General features: G+C 70.9%; 9 protein-coding genes. 3 read left to right on the plus strand and 6 right to left on the minus strand.

The genetic code is table 11. From position 1 onward, the window contains the following. Positions 1–57 precede the first annotated feature (57 nt). The 6 genes from Q8O14_06025 to Q8O14_06050 are packed head-to-tail and all read right to left on the minus strand — an operon-like array spanning position 58 to position 4899. Positions 58–663, minus strand: coding sequence for a hypothetical protein (locus Q8O14_06025; protein MDP2360294.1), 606 nt, complete (start codon positions 661–663; stop codon positions 58–60). Further along, entirely contained in the window at positions 663–1160 is a 498-nt protein-coding gene (locus tag Q8O14_06030) for a hypothetical protein (GenBank protein MDP2360295.1), read from the minus strand. Before Q8O14_06030 ends, Q8O14_06025 begins: the two co-directional genes overlap by 1 nt. Further along, positions 1147–1713, minus strand: a complete 567-nt coding sequence (locus Q8O14_06035; protein ID MDP2360296.1) for a sigma-70 family RNA polymerase sigma factor — start codon at positions 1711–1713, stop codon at positions 1147–1149. The genes Q8O14_06030 and Q8O14_06035 overlap by 14 nt, the downstream gene beginning before the upstream one ends. A 29-nt stretch (positions 1714–1742) precedes the next feature. Further along, complete coding sequence (locus Q8O14_06040) at positions 1743–2783, minus strand: NAD-dependent epimerase/dehydratase family protein (GenBank protein ID MDP2360297.1); 1041 nt, start codon at positions 2781–2783, stop codon at positions 1743–1745. 35 nt (positions 2784–2818) lie between these two features. Continuing rightward, a complete protein-coding gene (locus Q8O14_06045) occupies positions 2819–4204 on the minus strand; it encodes an aminopeptidase P N-terminal domain-containing protein (protein ID MDP2360298.1) in 1386 nt (461 codons plus the stop codon). Positions 4205–4215: 11 nt separating this feature from the next. Then, positions 4216–4899, minus strand: a complete 684-nt coding sequence (locus tag Q8O14_06050) for a hypothetical protein (GenBank protein ID MDP2360299.1) — start codon at positions 4897–4899, stop codon at positions 4216–4218. Positions 4900–5009: 110 nt separating this feature from the next. On the opposite strand from Q8O14_06050, the gene Q8O14_06055 reads away from it, so the two are divergent. The 3 genes from Q8O14_06055 (at position 5010) to Q8O14_06065 (ending at position 7603) form a co-directional block, all read left to right on the plus strand. After that, positions 5010–6788 (plus strand): chloride channel protein, encoded by a 1779-nt coding sequence (locus Q8O14_06055; protein MDP2360300.1) that lies wholly within the window; start codon positions 5010–5012, stop codon positions 6786–6788. 114 nt (positions 6789–6902) lie between these two features. Further along, positions 6903–7289 carry an acyl-CoA thioesterase gene (locus tag Q8O14_06060; GenBank protein ID MDP2360301.1) on the plus strand — a complete coding sequence of 129 codons (387 nt, stop codon included), beginning with the start codon at positions 6903–6905 and terminating at the stop codon, positions 7287–7289. A gap of 26 nt (positions 7290–7315) precedes the next feature. Then, positions 7316–7603 (plus strand): hypothetical protein, encoded by a 288-nt coding sequence (locus Q8O14_06065; protein ID MDP2360302.1) that lies wholly within the window; start codon positions 7316–7318, stop codon positions 7601–7603. Positions 7604–7821: the final 218 nt, after the last annotated feature.

Raw genomic sequence — 7821 nt, forward strand, 5'->3', positions numbered from 1 at the left:
GGGCGGCGGCCCGGGGGCATCCGCCTGCCGCCGCCTTTTCACAACCACGCCGGGTCGCTACCAGTCCTCCTCGCCGCTGCCCAGCAGTTCCCGCAGCCGCTCGTCGATCATCTCGCTCCGGCGGGAGGCCCGGCGCTCCAGGCTGCCCTCCAGCTCCGCGAGCCGGCCGCGCAACTCCTTCAGCTCGGCCTCCTTGATGCGATGCCGCAGGTCGAAGGAGCGTTGGACGGCCTCCTTCAACTTGCGTTCAGCTTCCTGGCGCTCCTTGCTTCCCGCCTTCTCGCGCCTTGCCTCGCGGGCCAAGCGGTTCAGCTCGTCGCGCAAACCCATCTCTTCCAGATGGACGCGGAAGAGTTCACTGTCGCGTTCACGCAGGTCCAGCAGGTGGCGGACTTCCTCGGCCAGCCGCTGGCGGCGCCGCTGGAACTCCTCCGGATTGCGCTGACGCAGCTCCTCCAGGAGGCGGGCCTTGAGGGGAAAGTTCTCGCGGATGAACTGGACCACTTCGTCGCGCCGGCCTTCCTCGAGACCGGGAGCCCCGTCCTGGCGGGGTGGCGCCTCCCGCCGCTGCGCCGCCGCCGGCAGGGTCAGCAGCAGGATGCCCAGCAGGCAGAGGATGCGGACCGCCCACCGGTGGGACGGGCGGCGGGTCATCGTATTCATCAGAAAGCCTCCATGTCTTCGGCCAGTTGGTCGAGCCGCTGGCGCAGCCCGGCCGCATCACCGACGGATTCGAATGCGAGGTCCTCCAGCGCCAGTTCCCGGCTCACGCGGGCCAGGCGGGCCTCCAACTCCTGGCCCAGGCTCTCGAAGCGCTCCGCCAGCACCAGTCCCTCCGCCCAGATCTCAGCTCTTCCGCCCGGCCGGGCGGAAGGCCCCTGTCCCAGGCGCTCCCGCGCCTGCCACAGCCCGGCCACCAGGAGCAGGGCGGCCGCCAGGCCCAGGCCGGTGGACAGGGTCGTACGCCAAGCCGGGCGGGAGTTGACGGGCGGCTCGACGCCCTCCCGGCGCAGGCGCGACAGGGTCTCCCTCACCAGCCTGGACGGCGCCGGGGTGGGTTCCAGATCCCGCCAGACCTCCTCCAGGAGCCTCAGGTCGCGCTCCACGCCCTGCTCCAGATCCGGCCCTTCCCGACCGGTGAACGCCTCAGGCCTGCTCATGGCCCCGCTCCTTGAAATAGCGCCGGATATTCTTGACGGCGCGGTGCATGCGCGGCAGGACGGTGCCCAGGGGCGCGCCCTGCGCCTCGGCGATCTCCTGGAAGCTCATGCCCGCCTCCAGGCGCAGCAGCACCACGCTGCGTTGGGCGTCGGGCAGCTGCTCGATGGCCTGCCGCAGCAGCTCGGTCCGCTGCCGGCCCGCCAGCACCCATTCCGGGCAGCTCTCCAGCCCGGCGCCCGCCCTCTCCTCCAGCGGCACCGGGCCCTCCTCCTCGTGCAGTCCACGCCAGCGACCGCGGGCCCGGGCATGGTCGATGGCCAGGCGGGTGGCGACCGTGAAGAGGAGGGATTTGAACTGCTGCCGCTCCTCGTAGCGCGGCAGGGCCGCCAGCAAACGTACCCAGGTGTCCTGGAAGAGGTCCTCCGCGTCGGCCGGCTGCCCCGTGAAGCGGAGCAGGTAGCCGTAGAGCGGTTGCCGCCAGCGCTCCACCAGCCTGGTCACAGCCCACGCGTGGCCCGTGCGCCAGGCCTGGATCAGTTCCGCATCGCTCATCACTGTCCTGAAACGTTGCCACGGGCGACTTATTGCCCGGCCGGACCTCCCTCCCCGGCCGCCGCCCGATACCAGCCGGCCGTGCGCCGGATGGCCTCCCGGGCCTCGACGGGGGGTTCCCAGCCCGCCGCCCGCAGGCGGCGCAGGTCGCTGTAGTAGCCGCTGGTGCCGAAGCCGCGGGCCACCTCGCGGCTGAGGGGAAAGGAGAGTCCGCGGGCACGCAGCCAGTCGCCCAGGGCGCCCAGACCGGCGAGGAGGGGCCAGGGCAGCGGCAGGATGAGGGGTTGCCGGCCATAGGCGGCGGCGATCCAGTCCTGGACCTGGCGCATGGTGGGGCAGGGATCGTCACGCAACATCCAGGTGTCCGGACAGGGAGGGAGGGCGGCGGGATCGCCCGGGAACGGCCCGGGGGAGGCCAGGGCGCGTCCGGCCAGCCACAACATGGCCGCCACCAGGTTCTCCCGGGCCATCACGTTGAAGCGGTTGGCGCCTGCGCCCCGCCGGAAGAAGAGCGGTCCGCCCATCAAGCGGAAGACCTTGCTGGCCGAGCTGTGGGGATTGGCCCCCGGCCCGTAGATGACGGGCGGCCGCAGCACCTGGACGCGCAGCCCCGCCACGCCGGCCAGCGCCTGCTCGGCCAGCATCTTGCTCTCCCCGTAGAGCGAGGCGGGACGGAAAGGGCTCTCCTCCCGCAGGGGATTCCCTTCGTCGCCCTCCGGCCCGTTGGCGGAGACGCTGCTGACGAACTGGAAGAGCACGGCGCCGGCTTCCCGGGCGGCCCGGGCCAGCACCAGGGTCGCCTCCGTGTTGGTGCGCAGGTACTCGCCGCGGCCGGCGCGGGCGTTGCCCAGCAGGGCCGCGCAATGCATCACCACGTCACCTTGGCGCAGACCCTCCGGCGGCAGGGGCTCCGCCAGATCGAAGCGGCCGGCCCCCACCCCGGCGGGCAGACGGCGGCCCAGCGCCGCGGGGTCACGGCCCAGGGCCAGCACCTCGTCGCCGCGCTCGAGCAGGGCCGTGAGCAGGGCTCCGCCCAGGAAGCCGGTGGCGCCGGTGAGCACGACGCGCATGTGGCACCTCCATCTCTGGGACGATCTCCCCCAACCTACTTGCCGACAGACCCCTGGCGCCGGCGCGCGGCCGGGGCCGCGGCCACAGGTGCGGCCGGGGTTTTCGGCTGGGGCAGGGCCTTCAGGTAGCGCGACCGCGTCTGCATGGCGGCCTCGATCTCGCGCGGTGTGCGAGGGATGTCCTCGGTCAACAAGCGGCGCCCGGAGGTGGTGACCAGCACGTCGTCCTCGATGCGGATGCCCGTGCCCCGCCACTTCTCCGGCACTTTCCTGTCGTCGGCGGGCAGGTAGAGGCCCGGCTCCACCGTGACGACCATGCCCTCCTCCAGGCGACGCGGCGCCACGTCCAGGGCGTAGTCGCCCGTGTCGTGGACGTCCAGCCCCAGCCAGTGGGAGGTGCCGTGCGGGAACCAGCGCTTGTAGGCCTGCCGCGCCATGAGCGTCTCCAACCTCCCCTTGAGCAGCCCCTGGTCAAGCAGGCCCTGGGTGATGACGCGGGCGGCCGCGCCGTGCACCTCGTCCAGGGTGGCGCCCGGCGCCACTGTCTCCACGGCGGCCTGATGGGCGGCCAGCACGATGTGGTAGAGCGCCTCCTGGTGCTTGCTGAAACGCCCGGAGGCGGGAATCGTGCGGGTCACGTCGGCGGCGAAGTGGCCCATCTCGGCGCCGGCGTCGAAGAGGACGAGGTCCCCCTCGCGCACCGTGTCGCGGCAGCTCACATAGTGGAGGACGCAGGCGTTGGCGCCGGTGGCCACGATCGTCTCGAAGGCCCAGTCCCCGCCATGCAGGCCGTAGACCAGGGGGAAAACAGCGCGCAGCTGGTACTCGGCCACCCCGGGCCGGGTGTGGCGGAAGACCTCGCGGAAGGCCTCGCCCGTGACGGCGGCGGCCTGCTCCATCAGCGCCAGCTCGTCCGGCGTCTTGCGCAGGCGCAGCTCGCCGGCCAGGCGGCGGACGTCGCGCAGCTCGGCGGGCAAGGGCCCCGGCTGGCGGCGCTTGCGCACCAGCCGGTTGAGCACACCCAGCACCTGGGTCTGCAGGGCGCCGCCGTCCAGGGGCAGGAAGAGCCGCTCGTGGCCCTTCAGCAGCTCCTCGATGCGGGCGGGGAACTGCTCGATGGACCAGGCCGCCGTCGCGCCCAACTGCCGGCGCGCTCCCTCCGGGCCCAGCCGCCGGCCGTTCCACATCTCCATCAGCGGATTGCGCGGCCGCAGGAAGAGGATGAAGCGGCGCTCCTTCCCCTCGCGCAGCAGCACGGCCACCGCCTCCGGCTCGCTCAGGCCGGTCAGCTGCCAGAAGGTGCTGTCGGGGCGGTAGCGATACTCCGTGTCGCTGTTGCGCAGCACCTCGGGCGGTGCGGCCAGGAAGGCGACGCCGTCGCCCATGGCCTCGAAGAAGCGGTCGCGGAATGCGGCGTGCATGTCATGTCCTTTCAATCGTCCGACCGGACCAGTTCGATCCGGGTGGTGGCCTTGACCAGCCGCGCGAAATGGATGGAGGCGCCGGCGGCCTGATAGCGGCGCTCGTACTCGGTCCTGACCTGGGACAGGGCCGATTCCCGGGAGTGAAGATCGCATCCCTCCTCCACCACCCGCAGGTGGCGGGGCAGCGAGGCGAGCAGCTCGGCGTGGCAGGCGGGCTGGTCGCTGCGGAACCACAGCTCGCCCCCCTCGGCCAGCAGCGTCTGGTAGACGCGCAGAAAGCCCTCCCCGAAGAGGCGCCGGTTGCGGTAGACGACGGAGGGCCAGGGGTCGGGGAAGTTGAGGTAGATCCGCGCCAACTCCCCCGGGGCGAAGATCTGGGGCAGGATCTCGGCCGCCGCGTTGAGCAGGGTGAAGGGCCGCCGCGTCTGCTTGAGCAGCTTCTGCCGCGCCGTGACGCAGCGGTCGGGCTTCAATTCCAGGCCCAGGTAGTTGACCGGCTCAGGCCGCGCCGCCAACTCGGCCAGGAAGCGCCCGCGACCCATCCCCACTTCCAGGTGGAGCGGCGCCCCCTCGCCCAGGGCCTCCGCCCAGCGGCCCCGGCGCTCGCGCATGGCCGCGCTGCTGGTGAGGATCTCCCCCGGATGATCATGCACGGCCCGTTTGAGGCTCCCCTTCACCCGGCTGCGACCCACGTTGTCTCCTTCCACCCGTCTGCGATTCGACGGGCCAAAGCTACCAATCGCCCCGCATGCCGCCGCCCGCGCCTGGCCGCGGCCAAGCCCGCTGTTCCTACCTTGTGCCCATGATGCTGCGCGACGACCTCCGCTCCCGCCTGACCCGCCTGCGCACCTGGCTGCGCACCCACGAGCACTCCGAGTACGGGTTGACCCTCTTCTACAGCCTCGTCATCGGCGTGGCCGCCGGCCTCTTGGGCGCCTTCTTCGTCCGGCTCATGCTGCTCTTCCAGCATTTCTTCTTCCATGCGGACGAGGAGAGCTTCGCCTCCCTGCCCTGGACCTCCCTCCTCTTCATCCCGGTGCTGGGCGGCATCCTCCAGGCGCTCATGTCCTGGCTATGGCCGGAGATCGCGGCGCGCAAGGGGGTGGTGGAGGTGATGAAATCCCTCAAACAGAGGGACGGCCTGATCGAGCCGCGCACCACCCTCTTCCACTTCGTCGCCCCGGCGCTCAACATCGGCACGGGCGGCAGCGTGGGACCGGAGGGCCCCGCCGTGCAGTTCGGGGCCGGCATCGCCTCCTGGCTGGGGCAGTTCTTCCACGTCTCGCCGGGCCGCATGAAGGTGATGGTGGCGGCCGGGGCCGGCGCGGCCATCAGCGCCATGTTCAACGCGCCCCTGGGCGGCGTTTTCTTCACGCTGGAGATCATCCTCCTCAACGACCTGCGGGACGTCACCTTTGGCGTGCTCATCATGTCCAGCGTGGTGGCCAACGTGGTCAGCCACACCCTCACCGGGCACGAGGCCGTCTTCCTCATCCCCGCATTCCAGGTGCCCGGCGCCGCGCTCCTGCCCTGGTTCCTCCTGCTGGGCGCCCTGGGCGGCGCCGCCTCCGTCGCCTTCAGCCGCTGGTCCGGCCTCCTGGCCCGCCTGGTCTGGGGTCGCCTGCGCGCCTGGCCGCGCTGGATCTTCCCGCCCATCGCCGGCCTGGTGCTGGGCATCGTCGCCCTGCGCCTGCCCCAGGTGCTGGGCGTGGGCTACCACGGCATCAACCAGTTGCTCGCAGGGGAATTCCCCCTCCTCGTCGCCCTCCTCCTGATGGCCGCCAAAATCCTGCTCACCGCCCTCAACATCGAACTGGGCGGCTTCGGTGGCATCTTCGCCCCCAGCCTCTTCATCGGCGCCATGCTGGGCGGGGCCATCGGCCAGGGCACGGCCCTGCTGGGCATCTTCCCCGATCCCGTCATCTTCATCCTGGCCGGCATGGGCACGGTCCTGGCCGGGATGAACGGCATCCCCCTCACCGCCTTCCTCCTGCTGGTGGAAATGACGGGCAACTACGATCTCGTGCTGCCCCTGATGGTGAGCGTGGCCGCCTCCACCCTCGTCATCCAGCTGCTGACCAAGGAGCGCTCCCTCTACCTCTACAAGCTGCGCAAGGCCAACCTGCTGGACGAGGAGGATCCCGCCGCCCGCCTGGCCGACCGCCGTGTGGCGGAGCTGCTGGACAAGCGGCGCCCCGTCGTGCCCGGCGCCGCCTTGCTGGCGGAGATCCTCCCGGCCTTCACCGAGCACGATCTCAAGGACCTGGTGGTGGTGGACGGGGAGGGCCGTGTGACCGGCCTGCTGGACTTCGCCGACCTGCGCTTCATCCTCGGCCAGGAGAAGGCCCTGCACATCATCCGCGTGGCCGATGTGGCCCAGCGGGCGCCCCGCATCCTGGCCGACAGCACCCTGGCCGAGCTGGCCGCCCACATGGACAAAGCCTCGACGGACTTCCTGCCCGTCCAGGACGAGGAGGGCCGCCTGCTCGGCATCGTCTGCCGCGCCGCCCTGGTCCGGGAGCGGAACCGCGTGGAGCGGGAGCGGCAGCTGGGTGCCCGCACGGCCTGGGAGTTCAAATAGAGGATCTGATGGAACACCACCTGCTCGTGCGACCCGGCGGGTCGCATGGTTGGGGAGCCTGATGAAACACCACTTGCTTGTGCGACCCGGCGGGTCGCAAGATTGGGGAGCCTGATGGAACACCACCTGCTCGTGCGACCCGAGCACCTCAACCAGTACGGCTTCCTTTTCGGCGGCTACCTGCTCATGTGGGTGGACGAGACGGCCTGGATCGCCGCCAGCCTGGACTACCCCGGCTGCCGCTTCGTGACGGTGGCCATGAACCGCGTGGAGTTCCGCCACAACGTGCGGGCGGGCAGCCTGCTCAAGCTGGACATCCGCCGTGCCCGCCAGGGCAGGACCTCCGTGGATTACGATGTCCTGGTCGTGCGCGCCGGCAGCGAGGGCGCCAGTCCGACCGGCAGCGTGGGCGGCGCCGCCATCGGCGAGGAGATCTTCGCCACCACCGTCACCTTCGTGCGGGTGGACGCCGAGGGCCGTAAACAGCCCTTGCCCTGCTGAGCAGGGCCCTCATCCGAGCCGTCGTCATGGAGGAGTCCGACCGGTGGCATGGGGTGTCCATGGTCGCCGCCGTGGTGGTGGCGGTGGATGTCTCTCACCCCCTCCTGGACGACAAGCGGCGCGGCCCCATCGACGTGATGCGCCAAGCCTGTTTCATCATCCAGATGCACAACGTGGACCACCGGCGCTCCCAGGCCGATCTGCTTGTCCGCCCCGACCTGGATGGCCTGGACTTCCACAAGGTGGAGGCGGCGCGGCGCTGCCTGCCGGAGCCGCGCATCCTTCTTGAAGAGAAAGGCTGGGCGCCACGCTGACCCACCAAGGGCGGCACTTTTTGCACAAGTGTCCGACCATGGGTCGGACACCTGATCGGCAATCCAGACAGCCCCCGACTACCTCCCCACTTGGGGCAACAGATCGCCCGTCCGGCGCGACACTCGCCCGCCGGGATATTCTCCGGCTCTGGCGAGACGCACCCATTGCCGGCTGTCTTGCCGAAGGGCCGTACAGCCGGGCGGCAACACCTGCCAGG

Source organism: bacterium, assembly GCA_030685015.1.
Classification (GTDB): domain Bacteria; phylum CAIWAD01; class CAIWAD01; order CAIWAD01; family CAIWAD01; genus CAIWAD01.

Coding starts and splice junctions, on each gene's coding strand:
- Q8O14_06025 (MDP2360294.1), bottom strand. CDS start 663: ATGAATACGATGACCCGCCGCCCGTCCCACCGGTGGGCGGTCCGCATC.
- Q8O14_06065 (MDP2360302.1), top strand. CDS start 7,316: ATGGAGGAGTCCGACCGGTGGCATGGGGTGTCCATGGTCGCCGCCGTG.
- Q8O14_06030 (MDP2360295.1), bottom strand. CDS start 1,160: ATGAGCAGGCCTGAGGCGTTCACCGGTCGGGAAGGGCCGGATCTGGAG.
- Q8O14_06060 (MDP2360301.1), top strand. CDS start 6,903: ATGGAACACCACCTGCTCGTGCGACCCGAGCACCTCAACCAGTACGGC.
- Q8O14_06055 (MDP2360300.1), top strand. CDS start 5,010: ATGATGCTGCGCGACGACCTCCGCTCCCGCCTGACCCGCCTGCGCACC.
- Q8O14_06035 (MDP2360296.1), bottom strand. CDS start 1,713: ATGAGCGATGCGGAACTGATCCAGGCCTGGCGCACGGGCCACGCGTGG.
- Q8O14_06040 (MDP2360297.1), bottom strand. CDS start 2,783: ATGCGCGTCGTGCTCACCGGCGCCACCGGCTTCCTGGGCGGAGCCCTG.
- Q8O14_06045 (MDP2360298.1), bottom strand. CDS start 4,204: ATGCACGCCGCATTCCGCGACCGCTTCTTCGAGGCCATGGGCGACGGC.